We start from the raw sequence: 25,036 nt of genomic DNA on the forward strand, positions 1-25,036 counted from the left end.
TGGGTTATTTATTATTGGCTGAAAGAGTCAATGAATATCGGTATTTCTAATAAATCCTCCACGATGGCATCCGCTTGAACATGTTGCCATTGTTTATCTTTTTTCCAAATGCCCTTCATTCCCACATGTTGAGCACCTTTGACATCATTCACAGGATGGTCGCCGATAAAAACACATTCATGAGGAAGGACATTCAGCTTTTCGATGGCATTTAAAAACAGTTGGGGATCGGGTTTTTTCATTCCTGCCCATTCCGAAACTAAAATGACATCAAAATAATGTTCAATTGCTAATGCCTTTATATTGTCCATCTGAAAATGCCCATAGCCATTCGTAATCATGCCTAAAGCCAACTGATCCCTTTTCAATTGTTCTAGCATAGGGATAAGGTTAGGAAAAGGGACACAGCTATATTTAAATTCGTTTAGGTAATCTTGAAGAAGTTCTTCCCACGTAATATGAACAAGGTGAAATTCTTCTACCAATTGCTGGTAGACATGGTCCTTCCAAACGTAGCCCCGCTTATCTAATTGGATAAAACGAGCTATATATTGTTCTTTTGGAATGAAACCTAGTACTCCCTTTAATCGCTCATATTGCTGCTTAATGAAGAGTTCGACAGATGCATCTCTATTTAATAATGTTCCGTCTAAATCAAATAATGCCGCTTTCATCATCATCCTTTTCACCCTCCTATTTGATCATAAAAAAAGTAGCTGAAGTTAGGCTTCAACTACTTTTTAGTTCATTAGGCATGTTTTGAAATGATTTGCTGAAGCTTTGCTTGCAGTGTCGGTAGGTCATGCATCGTAACCGTTGTGCGAACATAGCTTTCATCCATATCTAATGCTTCAGCAAAAAAGCTACCAATGCCTTTTACTTTGCGATCAATTTGCATGAAAATCTCTGCAGAATGGTTGGATTGAGAAAGGAAAACTAATTCAAGCTCATCTAAATGGCCTCTATATTGTCCAGTGGGTACAAATTCAAATTCCTGGACAAATGGATAGTAGCCGCGGAAGCGTGAAGGAGCTTGTTCACATTCAGCTTCACGTAAACGGAAACCTAATCCACGAATTGCATCTAATATATGACCTGCTAGTGCTGTTGGCTCGACACGAATATAATCCTTATCACTCGGATCGACCGCATTTTTAATATCAAGGCCCGTTTGAATCCATACCTGTGTTTTACCTGCACTAATCGGTGTTTCAAATGGCAATGTTAATGAAATAGGGAAGATTTTTTCCTCGCCGGCGCCCAGTGTGAAAGGCTCTGTTACTTTGACCTTCTGCAGTGCGGCAACCTCTGTATGTTTGTGATCATTCGACTCACGGATATAGGTCGTATTGACGGATAGGTAAATCGTGTCGACCTGTTGCTCAACTTGACCGCCACGCACAATGATTTCACCCTGCATGACCTCTCCAGCACGATAAGTATCCTTCTCCAATCTTGTATCCACTGTCGCTGAACCTATACCAATACTTGCTAATGCTTTATGAAAAAAAGACATCTTTCATTCCTCCTACTGACATCGTTAGCTATACATACGCTTATGTTGAAAAAAGGTTTCAAGACTTACAAATTTTTCGTTATACTAGTTGAAAACGAAAGAGGGATGGCGATGGAGACAGAGTGGCTACGCACATTTATAGTGGCAGCACAAACTGAAAACTTTCGAGAAACAGCTGAAAAACGATTTATTACACAATCGACCGTAACGAAGCATATCCAACATTTAGAAAGGGCATTGCAAACCCCATTATTTAATCGACAGAGCAAACAGGTGACGTTAAATCAGCAGGGTGCTTATTTTCGTCTGCAGGCACAAAAAATCCTGTCCGCTTTAGATGAAGGGCTACAACAAATGGATTCCTTCGTAAAAGGCTACACCGCTAAGCTTACGATTGGCGTTGCTCCGCAAATAGCGAATTCAACATTACCAGCTATTATTACAGCATTCCAGCATCGAAAGCCCTCTACTCAGGTAGTGATAGAACTTTTAAAATCCAATGAAATTGGGGAAGCGGTATTTACTGGTGTAATCGATATGGGCTTATCCAAATTAACCTCAACTCGTGAGCTTCACACGGTAATGCTCGCACAGGAACCATTGCATTTAATTGCTCCTATTGCTAAAAAGGAATATGATGCATTCACCCTTTTACAGCAGGAAACGCTTTTCACACATGAATATGCGCCCTATTGGCAGGAAGTACAACAGGTGCTACAGCAATTTACTAGCCATCAAACAATGCATATTAATCAAACAGAGGTAATCAAGCATTTCGTCAAGCATGGTCTTGGTATTGCCTTGCTGCCTAAGAGTGTAATTGAACCAGATTGTCAGCAAAATCTTCTACATAGCTATTCAGTAAAAGAATTTTCTCACATTGTATCGGATACTTACTTGCTTACAAAGTATGTCTCGGCTGATTATGATGATTTTTTAGTAGCGTGTAATAGCGTGTATGGGTAAAGCCGTTTTCTGCACTGTTTATTCATAATGTACCTTTATACTATTTTAGTATAAATAATAGATAGAGGGTGTTTAGATGTCCACCATTAGTCAGTTTATTAGTGAACCGCTTACGCAATTTCTACAGGGCTATGAGCATTCTGCCCTGATGATGGCCATTCTTCTTGGCTTGATAGGCGCCTTTGCTCCATGTCAGTTAACAGGTAATATGAGTGCCATTACATTTTACGGCAATCGAACACTTCAAAAGAGCAGTAATTGTCAAGAAATTATGTTTTTTATAGTGGGGAAAGTGGTTGTTTTTAGTGTGCTTGGCTTTTGTGCTTGGCTTTTTGGACAATCATTTGAAACAAAGATGACCGTTTATTTTCCAATCTTTCGTCAGGCTATTGGGCCGATGATGCTGCTAACAGGGCTGGTGCTAATCGGTTTATTCAAATTAACCTTTCTACAACGTTTAACATCGCTGCTGCCGCCTGTAGTAAAAGAGGGGAAATTTGGCTCGTTCTTAATGGGCGCTAGTTTTTCTATTGCCTTTTGTCCCACTATGTTTGTTCTATTTTTTGTATGGTTAATGCCCCTTGTGGCGAGCACTTCCTATGGGCTGCTTCTACCTAGTATTTTTGGCGTAGCGACCGCTGTACCGCTCATCATCATGCTTCTGTTGATCTATGTCTTTGATGCCAAGCGTATTATCCTACGAAAAAGTATGAAGATGGGAAGAGCTATTCAACTAACAGCAGGTATCCTATTAATTTTAATCGGAATAACGGACACCATTACATATTGGAGTATGTAGGACATGTATAATAGAGTGAAAATGAGAAAGAGAGATACAATATGATCGCTATATTATTATTTATTCTTGCGGGAATTGGTGAAATAGGTGGGGGCTATTTAATTTGGCTTTGGTTACGAGAGGGTAAACCTTTTTATTGGGGCATTATTGGTGGTATTGCACTTGCTCTGTACGGCGTTGTTGCAACATTCCAGTCCTTCCCTACCTTTGGCAGAGTTTATGCAGCCTATGGTGGGGTATTCATCGTGTTGTCTATTTTATGGGGGTGGGGCATTGATGGCAAAAAGCCCGATCATTTAGACTTTATTGGCGCAGGGATATGCTTAATAGGCGTCATTGTAATATTGCTGCCTCGCTCTTAGCATTGAAAAAAGGTTACTACAACAGAATAGTAACCTTTTGTAATCTATTTTTTACGAGCAATAAAGCGCAGACGATAATAATCAATGACCCATTCATTCTGTTGGAAACAAGTTGGCTTTAATAATTCCTCACATGTCACATAAACCTGCTCTTTCTCATCAGCCTTTAAGTGCTGTAGAAGATTTTCACTAAACATGACCAACCAGTTGCGAAGCCCATCCTGCCCTTGAAGTGGTGTAGGGCGTTTATAGAGTGTGATATTCTCGACCTGAAAGCCTGCCTTTTCTAATTTTGATTGATATTCCTCGACGCTTGGAAAATACCAAGGGAAATAGTGGTCGATATAGGGAAATTGTAAAGATTCCATACTTTTTTGCAGAGCCCAAATGATAGATGCAATATTGCCTTGTCCACCCATTTCAGCAACAAAGCGTCCACCGTTCTTCAGTGCACCATAGACATTTTCGATAACTACATCAGGTTCCTTCATCCAATGAAGTGCGGCATTGGAGAAAACGACATCAAATTGCTGAGAAAAGTGCATCGCTGTAGCTTCCATCGTTTGAAAGTTAATGGCAGGATATTTTTGCTGAGCAGCTAAAATCATTGTAGCCGACGCATCTACTCCGAGCACAGAAGCTCCAAGTGCTGATATGTCATTAGCCAAATCTCCTGTACCACAACCCACATCTAAAATATATTCATTTTTTTGAGGCGCTAGTAGATCGACTAAGCTTGTACCCAATTTTGACACGAAATCATGCTTTTCATCATATAAATGAGCATTCCATTTTGTTTTTGTTGTCATCCTATTTCATCTCCTTTAGTAGAGCATAGCAAAGGAGGTCATCCAACAGAAATGCGAAAAATCATGAATTTTGATTCCAAATTGGAATGATAGCTTTCTCTCCAACAGCTAGCTTTACACGCTATCAAATTTCCGAGCCGATAAGGGATTAAAATTATTTTATACAACACATAGTCAAGGTAGTAAGAAATGGTGTTTCCACAATAATTTTGAATAAAATAAAAAGGTAGCTGATGTTGTTTTCAGCTACCTTTTGCTATGGTTAAAGCTTTGTTAATGTTCTGCCACTCCAGCCAAACAAGATCGTTAGAATTGGTCCTAGTAAACAGAAGAAGGTGAATGGTAGGTAATCCAGTGTGGAAATACCGAGGACACTTGTGATAAAAATACCACAAACACTCCAAGGCACAAGAGGGTTGACGACCGTACCTGCATCCTCCATGACGCGTGAAAGGTTTTTTGGTGCAAGCCCAACCTTTGCAAATTGTGCCTTAAAGGCCTCACCAGTTAATAGAATGGATAAGTACTGTTCACCGATCAATGTATTAACACCGATGCCTGTGATGGCAGCACCTGTAATAACAGAACCAGCACTTTTAAATAAGCTTTCGACCTTCGCTAAAATGCTTTGAATAATGCCTAGTGTGAATAAAAGGCCACCCATTGTTAAAGCAAGTAAGACAAGCGCGATTGTAAATAGCATACTATTCATCCCACCACGAGTGAGCAAGGCATCTACCTCTTTATTACCAGTTTGAGAGACATAGCCATCAAACAGAATTTTGAAGACATCCGAAGCGGGAACTGGGTCAAGTAAAGAGCCAAGACCTACTCCAATAATGGACACAACAGCCAATGTAATGACTGCAGGTGCCTTGTAAAAAGTCATGATTACGAGAACAACAATTGGCAATAATGTATACCAATGAATAAGTCCTGTAGACAGTAAACCCCCTTTAAATTGCTCCACTGTCTCAAAGGATGTAGCAGCTCCTGTTGGGGAGATAATAGCATAGAGCACAAAGGAGATAAGAAAAGCAGGGATGGTTGTCCAGCCCATATTTTTAATATGCTCAAAAAGGTCTACACCAACTGTACCAGAAGCAAGATTGGTTGTATCGGATAATGGAGACATTTTATCACCAAAGAAGGCCCCAGAAACAATCGCTCCAGCTGTAATGGTTAGCGAGATATCCATAGCTCCGGCAATGCCCATAAATGCTACACCAACCGTTGCGACAGTTGTCAGAGAGCTTCCAATTGAAATACCAACGATACTACAAATTAAAAACACGATAGCAAAGAAAAAGTTTGGCGACACAATTAAAAAGCCATAATAGATAAGGGTTGGGATCGTTCCACCCATAATCCAGCTGGAAATTAAAATGCCAATAAAAAAGAAAATAAAAACGGCGCCAAGTCCAGCGCTAGCACCAGCAATCATACCACCCTCAAGATCGCGAAAGGGTACTTTTTTCAGTAATCCATAAGCCAGTAAAATGGCAATCACCAGAAAAATCGGGATATGCGGCGTAGCCTTTAAATAGCCAATACTATAAGCCATTATGGCGATAATTAAAATAGTGATAAAGCTTGCCTCAAGAAATCGAGGGTTACTCTTTGCTTCTATTCGAAACATGTGAATCCTCCTAATAAATACTTCTGCGCTTCAATGCGGTGAAGCCCAAAAGTATTATAGCACGCTAATATTTTTTGTCAATTGACTGAAAATTGGCGGTCTCAATGAAAGAAATAATCCCAGGCATTTTTCAAAATCAATAAACATGTCATGACAATAAAGATGACCCGCATCATGTTCGTTCCACGCTTCAGTGCAAATTTGGATCCAAGGATTGCCCCAAAGATCATGACAAAGCCCATCGAAAAACCATAGAGAAAATGAACTTCTCCTAAAATTAAAAACATGATTAATGCCGCTAAATTTGAGGTGAAATTAAAAGCTTTTGCATTACCAGCAGCTTGGAGAAAATCATAGCCCATCATTAATAGAATAAAAATAAAAAATGAACCCGTACCTGGTCCAAAAAAGCCATCGTAAAAGCCAATAGCCGCAAATGCACCTATATAGGCTAAATGTTTGGCTGTACTAAGTACACGCTCTTGATATTGCTGTCCCCAATCTTTTTTAAACATTGTATAAGCAGCTACAAGGACGAGCATAACAAGCATAAGTGGTTTTAAAATAGCAGGGGATACAAGATGGACAGTAAAGGCACCGAGTAAAGACCCTACAAAGATAAAGGGGAGGATTTTTCCGATTTTCTTGATATCAACTTTACCTGCACGTAAAAAAGTTAGCATACTTGTACCATTACTAATGGTATTGGCCAGTTTATTTGTGGCAATGGCTGTACTTGGAGGTAAACCAACAGCCATTAATGCAGGTAAGGAGATGAGCCCACCACCTCCAACAATCGCATTTAAAAAAGATGCGATAAAAGCAAGTAATAATAATATTGTGAGTGAAAGTAAATCAATATCCATAAATATGCTCCCATCTTTCCTCATTGCGTTTTAACATAGCGTACTGCGGAAGTCAAAAAATAACAATGAAATTCCAGCATTTTCATGTAAATTTCGTTTACAATTCCTTAACATTTCACAAGACAAACAAATAAGCAGAAAAAAGTTTATTTCAAGTATTTTTATAAAAATAAAAGAAAAAATGGTCATTTTTAAAGAAAAAATAGTGATTTTTAATATTTGATTTCCAACGTTTACAACTTGCGAAATAGCTTAAAAATAAATGTGGCAAATTTTATATTACAGTTTTGTAAAATCAACATCTTAGTGTTTAAAATTTTGTAGAATTGTGTAAATGTTTTGTTATGATGGTTCAGAAATTGACAATATTTTTTCAACAGGAGGAACAGGATGTTCAACTCAAATAAGCAAGATCCATTTTTTCAGTCACTATTAAAAATCGCGAAAAACGTGAATGAGGGTATCTATTATGCTCATAATGCCCGTATTCAAGATATAGATGCGCTAAAAGAAATTGCAGATACAATGAAGCAATATGAAACAAGTGGCGATAAATTAATCCATGAGCTAATCGTTATGCTGAATAAATCCTTTATGACGCCAATTGAGCGTGAAGATATTTTAGCATTAGCCAATAAATTAGATGATGTGATTGATGGAATGGAAGGCTGTATTGCGCACTTCAATATGTACAACCTAACAGAAGTAACAGAGCCAATGCGTCAATTCCTCACATATATTGCGAAAAGCACGGACGAAATGGTACAAGCCATGGAACTGTTAAATAGTAAAAAGCTTGTGGAAATGCGTAAACATGCTATTCAAATTAAGGACAATGAACGTGAATGTGATGAAATTTTCCGTTCTTCAATGAAGCAATTATTCATCCAAGAAAAAGACCCAATGCGTTTGATTGTTTTCAAGGATATTTATGAGCAATTTGAAGACATTGCGGACAGCTGTCAAACAGTAGCAAACACAATTGAAACAATAATTATGCGTAATGCATAAGATGGAGTGTACGAAATGGATACGATCTTATTAATCACCATATTAGTCGTTATTTTCGCACTTGTGTTCGACTTTATTAACGGCTTCCATGATACAGCCAATGCGATTGCTACCTCTGTATCGACCCGTGCCTTAAAGCCACGTACTGCGGTTTATATGGCAGCAGTAATGAACTTCGTCGGAGCGATTACATTCGTTGGGGTAGCCAAAGCCCTAACAAAAGATATTGTGGACCCATTTTCTTTAAATGCCTATGATGGCGATATTACAGGTTCTGTTGTGATTTTAGCAGCCTTATTATCTGCCATTACATGGAATTTATTAACATGGTATTTTGGGATTCCATCAAGTTCTTCTCATACATTAATAGGTTCTGTTGCAGGGGCAGCTATTGCCGCAGCAGGATTTGATATTTTGAACTATGCTGGGTTTATTAAAATTCTTCAAGCACTTATTTTTTCACCATTACTAGCGTTCGCAGCTGGTTTCCTGATGATGACATTATTAAAAGTCATCTTCAAAGATATGAATTTATATCGAACGAATAAAGGCTTCCGTACAATGCAAATTGGGACAGCAGCCTTACAATCCTTTACACACGGGACAAATGATGCGCAGAAGGCAATGGGTATTATTACCTTGGCGCTAATCGCCGGCGGCCTACACCAAGGAGATGATATTCCTTTCTGGGTACGTTTTGCTGCAGCAACTGCGATGGGTCTTGGTACATCTGTCGGAGGCTATAAAATTATCAAAACGGTTGGCGGTAAAATCATGAAAATCCGCCCAGTAAATGGGGTAGCGGCAGACTTAGCTTCTGCATCGATTATCTTTGGTGCCACATTAATCCATTTACCAGTTTCTACAACACATGTTATTTCTTCATCCATCATGGGTGTCGGAACAGCACACCGTGTTAAAGGCGTTAAATGGGGGATGGCACGTAAAATCGTTACAACATGGGTCATCACGATGCCAATCTCTGCTGTCATGGCAGCATTGATTTACTATATTCTAAGTTTATTTTTCTAGTTCGCTAAGGAATGCACAATCACAGTGCATTCCTTTTTTAATGGGATAAAAATGAAGGATGTAGCGGATAGAACCGGCAAAGTGGCGGATAGCCGGTTAAAGTAGTGGATAGAACCGGCAAAGTGGCGGATAACCCGGTTAAAGTAGTGGATAGAACGGCAAAATTGGCGGATAGCCCGGTTAAAGTAGTGGATAGAACGGCAAAATTGGCGGATAGCTCGGTCAAGTAGCGGATAGAACCGGCAAAGTGAAGGATAGCCACACAAAATTGGCGGATAGCCCGGGCAGGAAGAAAACTGCTTCGATGAAATCGATAGCCTCCTCCCCTTGTGTAAAGTGCGGATACGCTCTAAGGTAATTATAAAGAAAGTGTAAAGTTCGGAGAAAATCGTTTTTTCCGTAGTAAGGTGAATGCAGGAGGAAAATGATGAAGGAAAAATTACTACTGATTGAGGATGATACAGCGATTGGGCGCATTGTGAAGGATACGCTAGAACAGGAGGGCTATTGTGTGACATGGGCTACTACGGGCCTTGAGGGACTGGAAGATTTTCAAACGCAACCTTTCGATTTAGTGCTAGTGGATTGGATGCTGCCAGAAATGGATGGGTTAACGGTTTGTCAAAATATCCGTTGGGAGAGTGATGTGCCAATCCTAATGATGAGTGCCCGCAAGGAAGATGCGGATAAGGTGGAGGGCTTGCAGGGGGCAGACGATTATATCGCTAAACCATTTAGCTTAGAAGAATTAAAGGCACGAGTTGCCTCTCATCTTAGACGCTGGCGACGCTACCACAAGCAAGACGTGATAGAAGAGCATACTGCCTATGCGAATGGATTAACAATAGATTGGCAACGACAAATAGTATGTGTTTATCAGCAAGAAATTGCATTAACTCAAAAGGAGTTTGCTCTTGTGAGGCTGCTAGCTAAAAATCCGAGTCAAACCTTTACAAAAGAAGAACTGTATCAGCATATTTGGCAGCAAGCAACGTTAGAGGACACTCATACTGTCACAGTGCATATCAAGGCATTGCGCGAAAAGCTCAAGGATTCTGTGAAAAACCCAAATTTCATTCAAACTGTGTGGGGTAAGGGCTATCGTTTTATTGGTGAACCATTATGAAAATAAAAGCGTGGTTACTAATTATGTTTTTTATTGTAATGGTCATACCCATAGTAGGAGCTTATAGCCTTTATGTGTGGATTAATGCTTATTACCAAGATAAAAATGTGGCGGAGTACTTTGACAAGTGGACAGAGCTAAATCAGGTAAAAGATGTCGTTGACAATCCAGTGCTTTATCAAAAAAATGCCGATTTTGAGGAGATAGAGGAACTTACCAATGAGAAGCTGGCGATTACCCTCTATACGAAATCTGGCTATGTTTTATATTCCTCCAACCCTTTGCTAACGGGCTATGTAGGGAAAGAGCGCATGTTAAATGGTTTATATGATTTACAGCAAGCATACAACGCCTTTACATACAAGGAGCCTGTATATCTAAAAGGTGATTTGCTTGGCATCTATGAAATTCAATTAATACGAACAGATTGGGTAAAGGGTGTAGAAAAGCGTTCATGGCTTGTCATCGCAAGCACGATCCTGTTGTTTCTTATCATTTATTTAACTGTCATCTTGTTGCTTCATCGGAAACTGAATCGGCCATTAGGTGAACTGATGCAGCACATGCGTCATTTTGCGAAAGGTCAGCATGTTAAATCAACTCTAAGCGTAAGAAAAGATGAGATTGGGGCACTCGCCAAAACATTTGAGGCGATGCAGGTTGAAATTGAAAAGACTCGAGCTTCCTTAAAAGCGGAACAACAGCAAAAAGAAATGATGATTGCAAGTATTTCCCATGATTTGAAAACACCCCTTACAGCCATCCAAGCCTATGCGGAATCTTTACAAAATAAAGGCTTATCAGAACAGCAGGTGGCAGAATATCAGCAGGTCATCGTTACGAAGGCAGATCGGATGAAGCATATGCTAGAGGATTTAATGATGTTTACCTTACTTCAATCAACGAACTATACATTAGAGCTCATTGCTGTGGATGGAGAAGAATTTTTTGACATGGCCTTGTCTGACTATGAACCGTTATGTGAGGAAGAAGGATTTACATTAAAAGTCTTCTGTGCCGTGGATGGACTCTATGCTGTGCATCCTAAACAACTTCAGCGTGTCATTGATAATTTATTGAGCAACGCCTGGCGTTATGGGGAAAAGGGGACAACAATAGGCTTAGCGGCAGTCAATGCTGGAAATGATCCCGAATGGGGCTTTGATTTCTTGAAGGCTGCTTTAAACAAGCAAGAAGGCATGTATATAATTGTGCAAAATCACGGAAGAGGCATACCACAACAGGACATTGTTAAATTATTCGAGCCAATGTATCAAGCAGATTATGCGAGATCAAAGGCTGGTGAACGAGGAACAGGACTAGGCTTAAATATTACAAAACAAATTATTGAAAAACATGGGGGTACTGTCGAACTGCTTTCTAGAGAGAACATTGGAACAGCGGTAATTTGCTGGCTACCACCTTATAAAGGAGTAAATGAATGATGAATTGGAAAAGATCTTGCCGAGCAGCAGGCTTAATTGCTGTTATGACATTTAGCTTGGTGGGCTGTAATTCAGAGGCAACTTATACACCTCAGGAAATTATCGACCAAGCCCTTCAAGAATCGAAAGAGCCACTCACTTATTATGGCGAATATACGTTAGATATGGGAGAGCTAGGTGGTAAAGCTCAAGTGAAGGAATGGGTAAAGGATAGCAATAGACGGATAGAAATGACAGGCGATAATGGTGAACATGTTATCACAGTTAAAAATGATGCTAAAGTGATTAGCTATGATGTCACTGAAAAGACAGCCTACACAATGGATTATTCACAACCTGAATTAGACAGCTTGCAATCACCTAAAGATCAGGTACAGCTTATTTTTAATATGGTTAAAGATACGCATGATATTAAGATAGCAGGAGAAGAGAAGGTTGCAGGTAGAGATACCTATAAAATCGTCGCAAAAACGAAGAATACGGAATCGTTATTCGGCGATATTGAAGCTTGGATTGATAAAAAGACTTGGCTGACATTAAAAATGAAGACAGATAGTGCAGGGACTCATATGCTCACTGAATATTCTAAGATTAATTTTGGTGAAAAAATAGATGCTCAACAATTTACACTAGATTTACCAAAGGATGTAACGATTCAGGAAATTAGCGGACAGGATACTTCTGAATCCATTTCATTGGACCACGTAAAGCAGCAGCTTGAAAAATTTTTATTAGTACCAGAAGTAAATGGTCTAACGTTAGACAACATATCCATGGTTAAAGGGATAGAGGAACGACCAGAATACTCTTTCGATTATGTTTTAGATGGAGAGCTAGCCTTTTTTGTCACGATTTTTAAAGCAGATGCTAGTGTTGCAGATATTGGTCCCATTTTAAATGAAAAAGAAATAGATATTCGAGGACAAAAAGGCACTGTTATGGATGGTGAAAATTTCCGTTCCCTTGCTTGGCAAGAAAACGGCTACCAATATAGTATGGTTGGACAAAATCCAGAATTAACAGTTGAGGATCTTTTAAGCTATGCGCAACAAATGACCGTTGTACAATGAGGTGATACTATGAAAAAAGCGCAAGGACTAAAATGTCTGGCATTATTTTTATTTACCACTATTTTCTTATATGGGGTAGGAGAAACATATGAGGTGTCTTGGCTACAATTTCACTTTACGGGACAATATCAGGATGTAGGCTTTTATTTCAGTTTTACATCCCTCATTCCAATATTAATTGGATTGTTAATGGTGGGTCTATATGAATCATTGTTAAAAAGATTCATCTAAATAATTTGGAGCAGGATCAGAGTGGAGGATCCTGCTTTTTTTATGGTAGAAATAGAGTTGGTATATTACAATATTTATGTAAAGAGGATATTAATAGGAGGTTTCTTCAATGGCTACATTTCTACATGGCTTTGCTCAACAACTCATTTTCCCCTTGTTTATGATTTTATGCTTTTATTTCACATTAACTTATTTTCATCATCTAAAGACAGGCGATGATCGTGGTATTAAGAACACAAAATGGGCTGCAGTGGTGTGTTTCGCTTTCGCTTTGGTTGCACCAGCGCTTTATAATGTGATTACGTTCATGATCATGATGAGGTAAAGTGATAATTTTGGCACAATACGTACATAATGTAAGGTAACAGGTTTAGTCCTTCTAAAATGAGGGAATATACATTCATCCTAGGATATTGTAGGTGGTACATATGTTTGACAATTTACTATTTCAGTTACCTTTTATTATTTTTATCGGTTTGTTTTCACAGTGGTTAGCATGGCGTTTTCGCATGCCTGCCATTGTCATTATGAGTATCGCTGGGCTAATTATTGGTCCGTTTACAGGGTTAGTGTCTCCAAAAGAGACATTTGGCCCTATTTTTCATACCATTATTTCTCTGGCAGTTGCCGTTATATTATTTGAAGGAAGTTTAAGCCTTGATTTTCGAGAAATACGTGGCTTTAAGAAGTCCATATTGCGTATTTCCACAGTAGGGGCAGCCATCGCTTGGATTGCAGGCTCTACTGCCGCGCATTTTGTTGCAGGGCTATCATGGCCAGTCTCTTTTGTCATTGGTGGATTATTTATTGTGACAGGTCCAACCGTTATTTTGCCTTTATTGAGACAAGCAAAATTGAAGGAGCGACCAGCAGCTATCTTAAAGTGGGAAGGCATCGTTGTAGATCCTTTTGGCGCATTGTTAGCGCTATTTGCGTATCAGGTCGTTTTGGGTATATATCATTTAGAAGGTGGGACATCTCTAACCGTTTTCTTTGTTTCCGCCTTTTTAGCCGCCCTGTTAGGAGGGGGCGTCGGTTATGTAATGGGGCAATGCTTGGAGCGTGGTTTAATTCCAGAGTTTTTGAAATCACCTCTGTTACTTGCTACTATTTTACTTGTTTTTGCCCTAAGCGATGCCATCATGCACGAGACGGGCTTATTGGCTGTGACAGTGATGGGGCTTGTGATGGCAAATATGCATTTAACAAGTCATCATGAGCTGTTGCATTTTAAAGAAAATATTTCGGTTATTTTAATTTCAAGTGTCTTTATTATGCTGACGTCGTCTTTAACCATCGATACGTTATGGCAAATCGTTGATTGGCGTATGCTACTATTCGTGCTAGCAATGATGTTTATTGTTCGACCGTTATCGATTTGGATTGCAACCATTAATACGGGCTTAACATTGGAAGAACGGGCCTTAATTGGGTGGATTGCACCGAGAGGGATTGTAGCATTAACCGTTTCAGGTTACTTTACAACGGCACTACAAGACGTAGGTTTTCAAAGTGCACAATTATTAACAGCGCTCACATTAGCACTTGTTTTTGCGACAGTGGTTGCCCATGGCTTTAGCATTGGCTGGCTTGCGAAAAAATTAGATCTACAAGCTTCCACTGGGAAAGGTATTGTGATTGTAGGCGCTTCTCCATTTACAACACAGCTCGCAACGTCCCTGCAAAATAACGGAATTGATGTGTTGATGATGGATCGTGCATGGGAAGATTTATCTGCTGCTCGACAAAATGGTATTAAGACGGAAACAGGTGATATTTTAAGCGAGCATACTGAGTTTTATGTTGATTTAACCCCATATGATCAACTAATTGTAGCAACAAAGCAGGACGCCTATAATGTCCTTGTTTGTGCAGACTTTGTTCCAGAATTAGGGCGTCTCAATATTTTTCAAACGGCTTTACATTCTACAGACCCTAAAAATTACTCACGGAAGTACGGGGGACAGCTTCTTGTCGATGCACAGCATGATATTCATCAGCTCAATGAACTGATAGAGCAAGGTGCACAACTTCGTCAAACGAAAATTACAGAAGTATTTACATTTAAGGATTATGTAGAACAAAATCCTCATGCCGTCTGGGTGTATGCTATAACACAGGATGGAGCTATCGTGTTGGATATGGTCAATAAATATGACGATATAAAACATGAACCACATACTATTATTAGTTTAATTCGCTAAAACCAGCCACCTGTTTGTGCAGGGCGGCTGGTTTTTTGATGCAAGAGAAAGGAGACTAGTTGACTGAAAATGACCATGCTTGGAATTAGTGTTCTGCCTGTTTTATACAAAACAAGAACAGCTAGCTTAAAGAGAGAATCCCACCCCAAGAGAGCATTTAATTGGGAGATTTTTCTAACCCATTTCTACTAAAAATCGCAGTGTTAAATGGCTAGCCATACTTTCCTCCTCATTACGCAATCTGCTGTAAATGTGTCTTCTTAAAAGCGTCATCATATTTTAAACCATAGCCAAGTGCGCGATCTAAGAAAATATGTGCGAGCCAAATCAGGGCAGCCATCAGAGGTATTGATGTAGTCGTTAGTAAACCAATCACCATCAACATGGCAGGTAGCACAAAACTATGCCCCATATTATAGAAAAGAGCGCCTATTTTTGTATTGATGAGATAGCCAACCATGGTGATGTCTGGGAGCAATAAAAACACAATAAAATAAAGCCATGGAAAATTTAGATGACCATAGAAAGAAGCTGTGATGATGAAAGCAAGGATATATTCGATTGAGATGATTTTACGTAGTGACATTTAACCACGACCTTCCAGTAAATTTTGATACATATCCTCAATGAGTAAGGCAATTTTTTCTTGATTTTCTTCAAATTGTCCGTCAGCCATTAATGTTTTTGTCAGTTGTAACGAATGAAGCGCATGCTGATAGAATCGTAGTTGCTGCTCAATTTGGGCAATCTTTGTGGAAAATAGCTGTACCGTTTCTTCATTACATGCTGTTGAAATAGGCTTTTGTTCGAGTGTCAGTAAATGTTTAATTTCTTGAAGCGTAAAGCCTAGCTGACGTAAAACGATAATAAATTTCATTGTATGTTCACACATGGCATCATACACACGGTAGCCATTGTCTTGTTTTTGCGGCTGTAAGAGTCCCTCTTTTTCATAGTAGCGAACGGTATCAGTTGTTAATTGAAATTTCTCGGCGAATTGTTTAATTTTCATGTAAGTACCTCCTAAATTCATCCTAACATTGGAGTATGCTCCAAGGTCAAGGTGCTTGAGGAAAAAATTTAAAAAAATGAAACGGTCATTCAGTGGCAGTCGTTTATAGTGTAAGAAGGGGAGGTGGACGGCATACTTGAGGAAATGATCGAAGAACATGCAGCACATTTATTACGTCTCGCCTATTTTTATGTAAAAAACCGACAAACCGCAGAGGATATTGTGCAAGAGGTCTTTATTAAATTTTCTCAGCGTGGTTATGAAGAACGCGGGCAGTTGCGTGCGTATTTATCCACTCTAACGATTAATCAAAGCAAGGATTATTTAAAAAGCTGGCATTATAAGAAATTACTATTACAAGAAAAAATATTTCCTATTCAGGGGAATAGACAACGAGATGAGCTCGTGGCAGCAGAGGAACGGTCTCACATTGGGGCAGCTATTTTAAAGCTTTCACTTACCTATCGGGAGCCTATTATCCTTTATTATTTTGAAGAAATGAAAATTTGTGATATTGCCCAGCTACTTGGCATTGCGGAGAATACGGTGAAAACAAGACTGAAGCGGGCAAGAGAAGCATTAAAGCCTCATCTAAAGCAGGAGGAATGGGAGGTGCTTAGACATGAATGAGATACAGAAGGAATTACTCAAAGTCGCTGGTGATATGACAGCAAGCAAAGAACGAGTCAAAAAACAAGTACTACAACAGTCTATCAATAGAAGGAAGCCATTTCGTTTCACTCTATTAACCATCCTACTGACACTTTGTGTGGTGGGGTTTATGATGGTGCAGCTTCTTACGAACGAAACAGAGCAAACAACCTCACTATTTCATGAAAGACAGCTTGAGCATTTCGAACGGATTAATCGGCTAATGTGGCCAGGGAAAGAGCAGGAATTTTATAAAGAGGAAGCCTATCTATCGTATGAGAAGCTCGTTGCCGCCTACTATTTTGCGAAATCATTAGGAATTGATTATTCTAAGGCAGAGCTAGAGGCGGAGAGAAAGAAGCAGGTAGAACAGTTGGAAATGCTTTATCAAGCATCTGAATACGAAGCACTATTTCAGGGATTAGCACCGAAACAGTATGTTGAAACATATCTCGAGCCCCTACTGCCGATGTATACAACGCGAACAAAGCTATATGCCTTCTATAAAGAAAAATATCCAACTTTTTATGCTTACCAAGAAGTAGCCAATATTGATGCCAAACGATATTTCCAAGCGCATTATACTGATCAGGCAACAGCCTTTCAAGAGGAGCATAACATCGTAATACGGACTAGTTCACATGGCTCTTCAATGGTTGGAACAGTTGCAGAGGTTGAAGCGAATGTTTTCTTATTTATTGAAGGAGTGATTCCCGAGGACCTTGATCATATGACGGAAGAACAGCTTGCTGAAAAATATGAACAGGCCAATTGGTATCCTGTGCTGGATGATTTTCCTGTCAAGCAGGGGGATTATATTACTTTAACTTCTATGGGAACAGGCAGTATAGAGGAAAACGGGGTCGTAAGAAATTATGGTTTATTATCTAAACTGGAAAAGCTAGAGCCAACCATTACAAAAAAGCTTGAGCTAGAAAATGACAAAGAGGTCGCTCAGTTTTTACAGGATATCCCTTGGCAGCCCGCAAATTATATGAAAAGGCCACCCGAATATTCATTTGAAGTAGAAGGCGTCCGTATTGAAATGTGGAAGGGCTATGGGGGTTCAATTTATCTCCAAAAGGCTGGAAGCGGAGAAATTCACCTTAGTGCCAACAGAGCGAAGGCATTAATAGCCATCCTAGGCATAGAAGAATCTTAACAAGTCTCTTGAAAGAGGCTTGTTTTTTGTTTAGGGGAAAATTATAGTGAAAGTACCATGTTAAAATAACCTTTAATTGAATGTAGGAAAAAATACACAGTGATTTTCTTTATTAGGCTGAATTACTTAATGTCGAAAAAATAAATGAGTCTAAAGAATTGTAATATTTTAAGGTCAAAGGTAGTATTAAAGAAGTAAGGATGAAGAAAAGGAGGGGCGGTATGAACGCACAAGAATTTGAAGAACTATGGATTACGCTTAATGAGTTATATAATGCGGATCGTTTTTTAGAATATATAGAAATAAGTAGTGCCGCAATTGAAAGTGCCATTAAGCTTGAAATGTATGATAAGGCTATCCTTCTATTACGTTATAGCTGTGCCAGTTATTTTCAAACGGGTGATTTACAGCTTTCTATAAGTGTCCTTGAACAATATCGTGAGTTAACCTTTCAACATGGCAACGATATTGATGTAATTCAATATTACAATTTAGCAGCCATTTATTGGGGAACATTTGGTCATTTAAAGAAATCAGAAGAGTTGATGCTGAAAGGCTTAAAAATTGCTGAAGCAATCCAGCACGTGGAGAGCATGGGGAAAATCTATAACAATCTGAGCGACTTAGAAATATCCATGGGAAGCTATCGGACAGCTAAGGAATTTGCCTTAAAGAGTTTATATTATGCGAATGCGTTTGAAATAAAGCATAAAGAGCCTTATACAGGGATTATCCATCCGAAGACAAACCTAGCTGTTGCACTTATTTGGCTTGAAGAATTTGAGGAAGCCAATACGATATTACAAGAATTAATGGCAACGATTCATCATCCACCCTATTCGAAAGTACAACTTGAGGTACTCAATGCCTATGCCTTCCTATGTGAAAGACAGGGACGTATAAGTGAGGCCATAGATTTATATCAAAAGACAAAGCATTATGCTTTACAAAACAATGACCTTTCTTTACTTCAACTAATTTATAATTCTTTAGTGAAGCTAATTGAGGAGCAAGGCAATAAAATTGTATTATGTGCGATACAAAAGGAATATATAAATATTTTGTTAGAAATCCAGCGTGAAAACTATTCACATGTATTGTTTGAAATGGAATATAACGATCATAAGAAGCAGTTTGAAAAAAATGCCTATATTGATCCTCTGACGAATATTTACAATCGTCGCTATTTTGATGAACAGGCCAAAAAGATGGTCGAAAAGGCGACTGAAAATCATCAGCAATTGGCCCTGATGATGGTGGATTTAGACCATTTTAAAGAAATCAATGACATGAATGGCCATTTATTTGGCGATGATGCTTTGACGAATACAGCCAAAACTTTACAGGACTATTTTCAGCCCTTTGAGTCCATTGTTGCCCGTTTTGGTGGGGATGAATTCATTGTGTTGAGTCAAGTAAAGGAAGGTGAATCAGTGCAAACATTGGCTGACAACCTGTATCAAACCTTAACGGCATTGTCACTAACTGTGAATAATCAAACGGTTCAGTTGGAATTTAGTATTGGTGTCAGTACGAATGATCATGGCAAAATTCAGAAAGTAGAGGAGCTTATCCAGCATGCGGATGAAGCGCTCTATAAATCAAAGCGTAACGGCCGCAACCAAATTACGCACTATAATCATTATTGCGATGTGGGAAATGGTATTTAAAAGAGAGAGAGGCATATCTACGAGGGAAGTGCCTCTTTCGTAAACGTGTTGCTAGTGTGATGGATTAAGCAAGCCATAAAACACAATATCTTCAAAAGTCCCGTTTTTATAAATATGCTCCTTTAAGGTTCCCTCATAGTGCATGCCACATTTCTCCATAATTTTCCCAGAGGCGGGATTAGATTGGAAATACCGGGCATAAATACGATGATACTGTTTCACCTGAAATGCAAATTCAATCATCGCTTGAGCAGCCTCTGTTCCGTAGCCATTACCCCAATAGGGCTCTCCAATCCAATAAGCGATTTCTCCTCTTTGATGTTGGGATTGATTTGACAGTCCTATCGCTCCATATAATTGTCCACTTTGTTTGTCTGTTACCGCAAATTCGTAACTTCGATTTTCCTCAAAGTTTTGTTGATGCGTGGAAATCCATGATAATGCACATTCTAATGTATAAGGATAAGGTAAACTCAATGTGCTTTTATAGATCGCATAATTGTTACATAAAACACTTACTTCCTGTGCATCTGCTTGCGTAAAAAGTCGAAGTATTAAACGTGTCGTTTCTATCGTCTTTTCGGTTGGCGAATAAATCATCGAATACCCCCTTTTCAATGGTTGGATTGATTATAGCACAATAAAAAGTAAAGTAAACCAAATAATGGGTGTTATAAAGTATCTTGAATTGGAATAAAAATTTATTGAAAAACGATAAATTGTATGATAAATTAAACAGGAGAATAAATAAAAGAGGTGCGTAAGATGAAACGAGAAACGCTCTTTTTAAAGATAGCTGTTTTTCTAATAGGTATACCCGTTCTTGCCTTATGTGTATGGGTGGTGCCTCGTGTTGCTTTGAATACAGTGGAGCATTCTCCCATTTTAACCATTGTTGCTTTAATTGGCGTCTATGCAACGGCTATTGCTTATTTTGTTGCGCTATTTACGACGATCAAACTATTAAGCTATATTGACCAAAACATTGCATTTTCAGAGCTGTCTGTCAAAGCTTTAATCAAGATCAAATATTGTGCAATTATTATTAGTAGTGTTTACGTGGTTGGCATGCCACTGATATACTATGCTGCGGAAGTAGACGATGCCCCAGGTCTTATCCTTATCGGAATGGTCATTATTTTTGCTTCCTTTGTCGTGGCAGTCTTTGCTGCTGTGCTGCAAAAGCTTCTAAAAAATGCCATCGATATCAAATCAGAAAATGATCTAACGGTTTGAGGTGAATACTATGGCAATGATCATTAACATTGATGTAATGCTGGCGAAACGAAAAATGAGTGTAACAGAGCTTTCAGAAAAAGTTGGCATCACGATGGCGAACCTTTCGATTTTAAAAAACGGCAAGGCCAAAGCCATCCGCTTTTCAACATTAGAGGCTATTTGTGAGGCATTGGATTGCCAGCCTGGCGATATTTTGGAATATCGGAAGAACGAGGAACTACAAAAATAAGGATCTGCATAAAGCAGATTCTTTTTTTGTAGAAATTATTGCCAACAGAAGTAGTCATATGCTAGGATAAAGAAAAGATATATCGACAGGCAGTCGGTCAATTATAAGGAGTTGTCTTATGAGAGAAATAAAAAAAGCGGAAGAACGCAGAAATGAAATATTAGATGCAGCGGATGAATTATTTACACAGAAGGGATTTGATGGCACTAGTACGAGTAATATTTTGGAAAAAGTGGGCATTGCTCGAGGCACCCTCTATTATCACTTTAAATCTAAGGAAGATATTATGGATGCGCTCATTGAGCGTTATACAAGCACAATGCTCGCAAAGGCGAAAACCGTTGCAGCAGACAAGACTATAGCTGTAAATGAGCGGATATTGCGCGTTGTCATGGCATTGAATATGCAAAATGAACAGGGTGGACAGGAAATGATGGAGCATGTTCATAGACCGCAAAATGCCTTGATGCACCGTAAAATACAGCAAGTGGTCATCAATCAAGTGCCACCAATCCTTACTGCCATTATTCGGGAGGGCATTGAGCAAGGTATTTACCAAACGCCTTATCCCTATGAGTGTATGGAAATGATTATCGCTTATACCAATACGGTATTCGATGATGATCTCGTCTTGATGACAGATGAGGAAAGAGCTGCTCGTATTCCGGCATTGATTTTTAATATTGAACGAATGCTAGGGGTGGAAAGTGGTAGCTTATTGTATATGATGCAAATGTTTGGAAATAAAGGAGAAGGCAGTCCGAACTAAATATTTTAGGTCTTGTTAGATTTGATGGCGATTAACAATATACAAAGAGGTGACTTATGTATTGGAAAATTGTGCGAAATGATATGGCAAATAGCAAGCTAATTACAGGTATGACCATGCTATTTGTGGCGGTAGCAGCTTTACTTGTCACACTATCAGCAGTACTTATGGTCCATTTGACAAGCGCAATTGACACACTGATGAAACAAGCAGAAACGTCTCATTTTCTTCAGATGCATGCAGGGGAAATCGATCAAGTGCGGCTTTCTGAATTTGCAGAGCAAAATAAATATGTAGATGAATATCAAATGAATGAATTTCTAAATGTGGAGGGCTCAAAGATCCATATTGCGGGTACCACATTGGCACATAGTGTGCAGGACAATGGTTTCAGCACACAAAGTGAGAAATTTGATTATTTACTTGATCTTGATGGTCATGTGATTGAAGTGGCAAATGGTGATATTTATGTACCTGTAAGCTATTGGAAGGACGGTATTGCCGACTTGGGGGATACTGTCATCGTTCAAGATCAAACCTTTACAATAGCTGGATTTCTAAGGGATTCACAGATGAACTCAATGCTGGCTTCCTCCAAACGCTTTCTTGTCAGTGAACAAGATTATGCAGCAATCCAGGAAGCGGGAACAGTTGAATATTTAATTGAGTTTCGTTTGAAAAATTTGGCGGATTTAAAGAATTTTGAGGAAGCCTATACAAGTGCAGGGTTAGAAGCAAATGGACCAACCATTACCTATAAGCTTTTTCAAATGCTGAATGCCATATCAGATGGGCTTATGATTGCTGTGATCTTGCTCATCAGTGTCCTTGTAGTCGCTATTGCGTTTATGTGTATTCGATTTACATTGCTCACTAAAATTGAAGAGGATACTCGAGAAATCGGTGTGATGAAAGCAATTGGCCTACGAGTGGCAGATATTCAGAAAATGTATTTAGCCAAATATGGCGTTATAGCTGTGATTGGTTGTATGCTCGGTTTTGCCTGTTCCTTCTTCCTTCGAGATATTCTATTAGAAAATATCCGTCTGTTCATGGGAGAAACGGACAATGTTTCACTCATTTGGTTGTTCACAGGTCTGGGGTTGTTGCTCGTGTTTATCGTGATTATGGGCTATGTACAATCGGTACTGAAACAGTTTCGCAAGCTATCAGCCACGCAGGCTCTGCGCTTTGGCACAATGCAAGGAAAAGGGCAACATGCAAAATTATTGAACCTCAGCGCCAATAAAAGGCTACCGATTAATCTTTTCCTTGGCATAAAGGATGTGCTATCACGAAAAACACTTTATGCGACAATGCTCGCAGTATTAGTATTGGCAACATTTATTATCATCGTCCCTCAAAACTTACACAACACAATTGCAGCTAAAAGCTTTATTACGTATATGGGTATTGGGAACAGTGACATCCGAATTGATATCCCACAAGGCAAGCAAAATGAACAACAGGTGGCAGCGGTGATGGATAGGCTTGAGCATGACACAGCCATTAAGAATTACACTGTTTTGACAACAAAAAAATTCACAACGATTGCCGAGGACGGAACAGCGCAAAACCTAAAAATAGAGCTGGGTGACCATACGATTTTTCCCTTAGAATATGCACACGGAGAGGCTCCAGTTGCTCCTAATGAAGTGGCACTTTCGGTGCTCAATGCAGAGGAGCTTCAAAAAAAGGTTGGCGATAGTTTAGCAGTGGTCATTAATGGACAGAAGAAAAATTTGAGGATTAGCGGTATTTATTCAGATATTACCAATGGAGGCAAGACTGCGAAGGCAGCTTTCTCTGACCAGTCTACGGATAGCATGTGGAGTGTCGTCTATAGTACGATGGCAGATCCATCCCTTGTTGCAGATAAAAGGGCGGAATATGCAAAAACCTTCTCATTTGCCAAAGTGTCAGGTATTGATGATTATATTTATCAAACTTTTGGTACGACGATTCATGCCATCGAAAAGGCAGCTCGTGCAGCACTCGTCATTGCCTTATTGCTGTGTGTGCTCGTGACATTATTATTTATGAATATGCTGATTGCGAAGGATCAAGCGCCCATCGCTATCATGAAGGCATTGGGATTCACGAATGTCGATATAGCTACACAATATGCTGCACGTTCGATTTTTGTATTACTGCTTGCTATCTCGATGGGGACGTTGCTCGCAAACACGTTAGGTGAATATTTAACTAGTACGGTCATTGCCTCATTCGGGGCGGCTTCCTTTGATTTTATGATTAATCCACTAGCAGCGTATGTTTTTTGCCCACTAGCGCTTACAAGCGTTGTTCTGCTAGCTACGCTATTTGGTACGTCAAGGGCAGGGCAGGTAAAAATTATTGAGCATATAAAGGAGTAGAACCTATGAATATCGTAAGTGGTGAGCAAATAGCAAAGACGTTTCAGGTAGGCAAAGAACAGCATCCCGTTTTACTGGATGTATCAGTTGCCATCAATCAAGGGGAGTTTATTTCCATCATGGGCCCATCAGGCTGTGGTAAATCGACACTGTTGTATGCCCTTAGCGGGATGGACAGTATTGATCAAGGTCAGGTCATCTTTGATGGAATGGACTTAACGACATTAAGTGACAAAGAACTGGCTGATTTGCGTAGAACGAAAATGGGCTTTGTCTTTCAGCAGCCGACCTTTCTAAAAAGCTTAAATATCCTCGATAATATCCTGTTACCTGCGATGCGTGATGAGCGAAAAAATGTCAGGGCCTTGACAGAAAGGGCACTACAGATCATGAACAAAATGGGGATTGCAGACTTGGCAAAGCGAGATATTACACAAGTGTCTGGTGGGCAGCTTCAACGGGCAGGCATCTGCCGGGCCTTGATTAGCAACCCGCAGGTGATCTTTGGAGATGAACCCACAGGCGCATTGAATTCAACGTCTGCTCAGGAAATCATGGATTTATTAGCCTCCATCAATAGTGAAGGCACAACGGTGATGCTTGTGACCCATGATCCAAAGATTGCCGCAAGAACAGAGCGTATCCTTTTTATGTCTGATGGTGCTATCGTGAATGAATTGAGATTGCCTCGATTCACAGGCGCCGATTTAGACGATCGAATGCTCAAAGTTGTCTCTACTATGCAAAAAATAGGTATTTAGCTTGAAGAAATCCGTAATGATTTAAAAATTACGGATTTTTTTTGATAAAATGAATCGCATTCGTTACGGCGACCGTCAGTAGTGTAGAAAGT

Annotated in this window: 27 protein-coding genes; 19 read left to right on the forward strand and 8 right to left on the reverse strand. The window is 39.4% G+C overall.

What is annotated here, in order from left to right:
• Positions 1–11 precede the first annotated feature (11 nt).
• Both LBYS11_RS08585 and LBYS11_RS08590 read right to left on the reverse strand, forming a co-directional pair.
• On the reverse strand, positions 12–677 hold the full coding sequence (locus LBYS11_RS08585) for an HAD family hydrolase (RefSeq protein ID WP_103119063.1): 666 nt from the start codon (positions 675–677) through the stop codon (positions 12–14).
• A gap of 71 nt (positions 678–748) precedes the next feature.
• A complete protein-coding gene (locus LBYS11_RS08590) occupies positions 749–1,516 on the reverse strand; it encodes a sporulation protein (protein WP_054550900.1) in 768 nt (255 codons plus the stop codon).
• Between the two features lie 111 nt (positions 1,517–1,627).
• Between LBYS11_RS08590 and LBYS11_RS08595 the strand changes: the two genes are divergently transcribed.
• From LBYS11_RS08595 to LBYS11_RS08605, 3 genes are all read left to right on the forward strand, one after another.
• Positions 1,628–2,482, forward strand: a complete 855-nt coding sequence (locus LBYS11_RS08595; RefSeq protein ID WP_103117863.1) for a LysR family transcriptional regulator — start codon at positions 1,628–1,630, stop codon at positions 2,480–2,482.
• 76 nt (positions 2,483–2,558) lie between these two features.
• Positions 2,559–3,281, forward strand: coding sequence for an urease accessory protein UreH domain-containing protein (locus tag LBYS11_RS08600; protein WP_103117864.1), 723 nt, complete (start codon positions 2,559–2,561; stop codon positions 3,279–3,281).
• A gap of 41 nt (positions 3,282–3,322) precedes the next feature.
• Entirely contained in the window at positions 3,323–3,643 is a 321-nt protein-coding gene (locus tag LBYS11_RS08605; RefSeq protein ID WP_004229297.1) for a YnfA family protein, read from the forward strand.
• 44 nt (positions 3,644–3,687) lie between these two features.
• Here the strand turns inward: LBYS11_RS08605 and LBYS11_RS08610 are convergent, their stop codons facing one another.
• From LBYS11_RS08610 to LBYS11_RS08620, 3 genes are all read right to left on the reverse strand, one after another.
• A complete protein-coding gene (locus LBYS11_RS08610) occupies positions 3,688–4,452 on the reverse strand; it encodes a class I SAM-dependent methyltransferase (RefSeq protein WP_103117865.1) in 765 nt (254 codons plus the stop codon).
• 262 nt (positions 4,453–4,714) lie between these two features.
• The gene (gene nhaC, locus LBYS11_RS08615; protein ID WP_103117866.1) at positions 4,715–6,091 is read right to left on the reverse strand and encodes a Na+/H+ antiporter NhaC; all 1,377 of its coding nucleotides are present in this window, start codon (positions 6,089–6,091) and stop codon (positions 4,715–4,717) included.
• A gap of 101 nt (positions 6,092–6,192) precedes the next feature.
• Positions 6,193–6,957, reverse strand: a complete 765-nt coding sequence (locus tag LBYS11_RS08620) for a sulfite exporter TauE/SafE family protein (protein ID WP_103117867.1) — start codon at positions 6,955–6,957, stop codon at positions 6,193–6,195.
• Positions 6,958–7,347: 390 nt separating this feature from the next.
• Here LBYS11_RS08620 and LBYS11_RS08625 point away from each other — a divergent pair, with 390 nt between their 5' ends.
• The 8 genes from LBYS11_RS08625 to LBYS11_RS08660 all read left to right on the forward strand — a co-directional run bounded on the left by LBYS11_RS08625 (position 7,348) and on the right by LBYS11_RS08660 (position 15,076).
• Positions 7,348–7,968, forward strand: coding sequence for a DUF47 domain-containing protein (locus LBYS11_RS08625; protein WP_004229078.1), 621 nt, complete (start codon positions 7,348–7,350; stop codon positions 7,966–7,968).
• A gap of 15 nt (positions 7,969–7,983) precedes the next feature.
• Complete coding sequence (locus LBYS11_RS08630) at positions 7,984–9,000, forward strand: inorganic phosphate transporter (protein ID WP_004229076.1); 1,017 nt, start codon at positions 7,984–7,986, stop codon at positions 8,998–9,000.
• 427 nt (positions 9,001–9,427) lie between these two features.
• Positions 9,428–10,126: a response regulator transcription factor gene (locus LBYS11_RS08635; protein ID WP_054550906.1), complete on the forward strand. Its 699-nt coding sequence runs from the start codon at positions 9,428–9,430 to the stop codon at positions 10,124–10,126.
• A complete protein-coding gene (locus LBYS11_RS08640; RefSeq protein WP_103117868.1) occupies positions 10,123–11,571 on the forward strand; it encodes a HAMP domain-containing sensor histidine kinase in 1,449 nt (482 codons plus the stop codon). Before LBYS11_RS08635 ends, LBYS11_RS08640 begins: the two co-directional genes overlap by 4 nt.
• Positions 11,571–12,641, forward strand: coding sequence for a LolA family protein (locus LBYS11_RS08645; RefSeq protein ID WP_103119064.1), 1,071 nt, complete (start codon positions 11,571–11,573; stop codon positions 12,639–12,641). Before LBYS11_RS08640 ends, LBYS11_RS08645 begins: the two co-directional genes overlap by 1 nt.
• Before the next feature lie 9 nt (positions 12,642–12,650).
• Positions 12,651–12,872: a hypothetical protein gene (locus LBYS11_RS08650; RefSeq protein WP_004229062.1), complete on the forward strand. Its 222-nt coding sequence runs from the start codon at positions 12,651–12,653 to the stop codon at positions 12,870–12,872.
• A 109-nt stretch (positions 12,873–12,981) separates the two neighbouring features.
• Entirely contained in the window at positions 12,982–13,197 is a 216-nt protein-coding gene (locus LBYS11_RS08655) for a hypothetical protein (protein WP_103117869.1), read from the forward strand.
• Positions 13,198–13,300: 103 nt separating this feature from the next.
• Entirely contained in the window at positions 13,301–15,076 is a 1,776-nt protein-coding gene (locus LBYS11_RS08660; protein WP_103117870.1) for a cation:proton antiporter, read from the forward strand.
• Positions 15,077–15,308: 232 nt separating this feature from the next.
• On the opposite strand, the gene LBYS11_RS08665 is transcribed toward LBYS11_RS08660, so the two are convergent.
• Both LBYS11_RS08665 and LBYS11_RS08670 read right to left on the reverse strand, forming a co-directional pair.
• Positions 15,309–15,662, reverse strand: coding sequence for a DUF4260 domain-containing protein (locus LBYS11_RS08665; protein ID WP_048390391.1), 354 nt, complete (start codon positions 15,660–15,662; stop codon positions 15,309–15,311).
• Positions 15,663–16,088, reverse strand: coding sequence for a MerR family transcriptional regulator (locus tag LBYS11_RS08670; RefSeq protein WP_048390393.1), 426 nt, complete (start codon positions 16,086–16,088; stop codon positions 15,663–15,665). It abuts the gene before it with no gap.
• A 123-nt stretch (positions 16,089–16,211) separates the two neighbouring features.
• Here LBYS11_RS08670 and LBYS11_RS08675 point away from each other — a divergent pair, with 123 nt between their 5' ends.
• The 3 genes from LBYS11_RS08675 (at position 16,212) to LBYS11_RS08685 (ending at position 19,571) form a co-directional block, all read left to right on the forward strand.
• Complete coding sequence (locus tag LBYS11_RS08675) at positions 16,212–16,718, forward strand: sigma-70 family RNA polymerase sigma factor (protein ID WP_103117871.1); 507 nt, start codon at positions 16,212–16,214, stop codon at positions 16,716–16,718.
• A complete protein-coding gene (locus LBYS11_RS08680) occupies positions 16,711–17,901 on the forward strand; it encodes a hypothetical protein (RefSeq protein WP_103117872.1) in 1,191 nt (396 codons plus the stop codon). Before LBYS11_RS08675 ends, LBYS11_RS08680 begins: the two co-directional genes overlap by 8 nt.
• Positions 17,902–18,122: 221 nt before the next feature.
• Positions 18,123–19,571 carry a tetratricopeptide repeat-containing diguanylate cyclase gene (locus tag LBYS11_RS08685; RefSeq protein ID WP_103117873.1) on the forward strand — a complete coding sequence of 483 codons (1,449 nt, stop codon included), beginning with the start codon at positions 18,123–18,125 and terminating at the stop codon, positions 19,569–19,571.
• Positions 19,572–19,622: 51 nt separating this feature from the next.
• On the opposite strand, the gene LBYS11_RS08690 is transcribed toward LBYS11_RS08685, so the two are convergent.
• The gene (locus tag LBYS11_RS08690) at positions 19,623–20,171 is read right to left on the reverse strand and encodes a GNAT family N-acetyltransferase (protein ID WP_103117874.1); all 549 of its coding nucleotides are present in this window, start codon (positions 20,169–20,171) and stop codon (positions 19,623–19,625) included.
• Between the two features lie 165 nt (positions 20,172–20,336).
• Here LBYS11_RS08690 and LBYS11_RS08695 point away from each other — a divergent pair, with 165 nt between their 5' ends.
• The 5 genes from LBYS11_RS08695 (at position 20,337) to LBYS11_RS08715 (ending at position 24,944) form a co-directional block, all read left to right on the forward strand.
• Positions 20,337–20,807 (forward strand): DUF2975 domain-containing protein, encoded by a 471-nt coding sequence (locus tag LBYS11_RS08695; protein ID WP_048390401.1) that lies wholly within the window; start codon positions 20,337–20,339, stop codon positions 20,805–20,807.
• Positions 20,808–20,817: 10 nt separating this feature from the next.
• Complete coding sequence (locus LBYS11_RS08700) at positions 20,818–21,039, forward strand: helix-turn-helix domain-containing protein (RefSeq protein ID WP_004229042.1); 222 nt, start codon at positions 20,818–20,820, stop codon at positions 21,037–21,039.
• Between the two features lie 118 nt (positions 21,040–21,157).
• Complete coding sequence (locus LBYS11_RS08705; protein ID WP_103117875.1) at positions 21,158–21,808, forward strand: TetR/AcrR family transcriptional regulator; 651 nt, start codon at positions 21,158–21,160, stop codon at positions 21,806–21,808.
• A gap of 56 nt (positions 21,809–21,864) precedes the next feature.
• The gene (locus LBYS11_RS08710; protein WP_103117876.1) at positions 21,865–24,183 is read left to right on the forward strand and encodes an ABC transporter permease; all 2,319 of its coding nucleotides are present in this window, start codon (positions 21,865–21,867) and stop codon (positions 24,181–24,183) included.
• 5 nt (positions 24,184–24,188) lie between these two features.
• Positions 24,189–24,944 carry an ABC transporter ATP-binding protein gene (locus tag LBYS11_RS08715; RefSeq protein WP_103117877.1) on the forward strand — a complete coding sequence of 252 codons (756 nt, stop codon included), beginning with the start codon at positions 24,189–24,191 and terminating at the stop codon, positions 24,942–24,944.
• Positions 24,945–25,036: the final 92 nt, after the last annotated feature.

The sequence above is a fragment of the Lysinibacillus sp. YS11 genome (genome assembly GCF_002896375.1).
In the GTDB taxonomy this organism is placed as follows: Bacteria; Bacillota; Bacilli; order Bacillales_A; family Planococcaceae; genus Lysinibacillus; species Lysinibacillus capsici.